Source organism: Acinetobacter sp. YH01021, from assembly GCF_013420255.1.
Classification (GTDB): Bacteria; Pseudomonadota; Gammaproteobacteria; order Pseudomonadales; family Moraxellaceae; genus Acinetobacter.
Genome location: NZ_VOYO01000066.1, coordinates 1 through 1,521, shown reverse-complemented (window position 1 = coordinate 1,521; position 1,521 = coordinate 1). Strand labels below are relative to the sequence as shown.

Annotated in this window: 1 protein-coding gene and 1 pseudogene; both read left to right on the top strand. The window is 42.4% G+C overall.

All coding sequences use genetic code 11. From position 1 onward, the window contains the following. Positions 1–99: pseudogene (locus tag FTT86_RS15810) on the top strand (IS1 family transposase); the annotation flags it as partial. Positions 100–401: 302 nt separating this feature from the next. Beyond that, the coding region (locus FTT86_RS16275; RefSeq protein WP_180181482.1) for an Ig-like domain-containing protein at positions 402–1,521 on the top strand (1,120 nt) is incomplete at its 3' end.

Below are 1,521 nucleotides of genomic sequence, written 5' to 3'. Positions count from 1 at the left end.
CGTGGATTTAGGAGAAGTTGCAACTTTTCTAAAAAGCTCGAAAATCATTTTAAAGCCTTTGATTTGACTTTCTTTTACCTTAATAACGGATTTGTTTAACGCCAGCATACTTTTTGAGACACCACCAGTAATTTTAATTAAGAAATGCGAAATAAAGCACGCAATTGTATATGAGCTGTAACATTAATATTGTATATTAATTAACTAATCTAGGATGGTTTTTGTCTGCGCTAAATAAATTTGGTCATGTAAAGCATAAATAATTGATATGGCTAAACTTTCAAATTGAGGTAAAGTTATAAATGAATACATCGGTAAAAATAATCTCTGTTGATGGTGATGTTTGGCGTTTTTCAAAGACAAATAAAAAAATAATTCTAAAAAAGGGGGCAAAGCTTCAGGTGAAAGATGTATTGCATCTTTCAGAAGAAAGTAGTGTCGTGTTGCAGCTTTCAAATGGCCGAGTTGTTGAAATTCATGGTAAAGATTTAATCAATAATGACGGCAATTTTAGCCTCAATTCTTTGCTAGGTGAACCAAACTCGGATCTAGATAAAATTGTAAATTTTGCAAAATCATTTCAGCAAATGAATGATACAGAACAACAAAATGATGTTGTTCGTTTGGATGATGGTCGAGTATTCAAGAAGGAAGGTAAAGATTACGTTGAAATTGCAGGAGAGTCTTTTGAGGGTGATCCTGAGGCAACACAAGGCGGCCACCGTTTTGTCCAGATTGCTAGAGTGGGTGAAACTTCTATAGCTGATGGCATCAAACCTTTAATGTTGAACCGAGTGGTAGATAATATTCCGCCTTTAGGAATTGAGTACCCAATATTATCTTCAGTTATCAAACCATTTGAGCATGGTTTGGGTGGTGGTAGTTGGACACTTTTGTCTCCATTTGCACCTAGACCAAACACGCCACCTGTCGCAAGCGATGATACGTACAACACCGCATTCAACACGCCAGTGGCACTCAACCCATTGGCAAATGACAGCGATGCAGATGGCAACCCACTGACCATTACTGCCATCAATGGCGTGCCTTTAACGCCGGGCAGCGCACAACAAATCAACACCCCGAACGGTGTGGTGAACATTGATGCCCAAGGCAACATCACCTTCACACCGAACGCAGGCTTTACAGGTCAAGAAAGCTTCAGCTACAGCATCAGCGATGGTCAAGGCGGCAGTGCCACTGCGACTGAAACCATCAACGTTTCAGCAGCACCGACGGCTGCGGTGAACAGCGTCAGCCAATACGAAGGCAGTGACCTGATTCACACCGTGAGCTTAACAGGTGACAGCAACAGTGCGACCACTGTGACGGTGACCTTGAGCAATGGCACAGCGACCTTAGGCACAGATACAACAACAGTTGAATACAGTCTTGATGGCGGCTTGACTTGGACCAGCAGTAGCTTGACCAATGGTTCATTCAATGTCAGCGTGCCAGCCCATGGCACCGAGTTCCTGGTGAAAGTACCAGGTGTTCAAGACGGTACACTAGAAGGCCCAG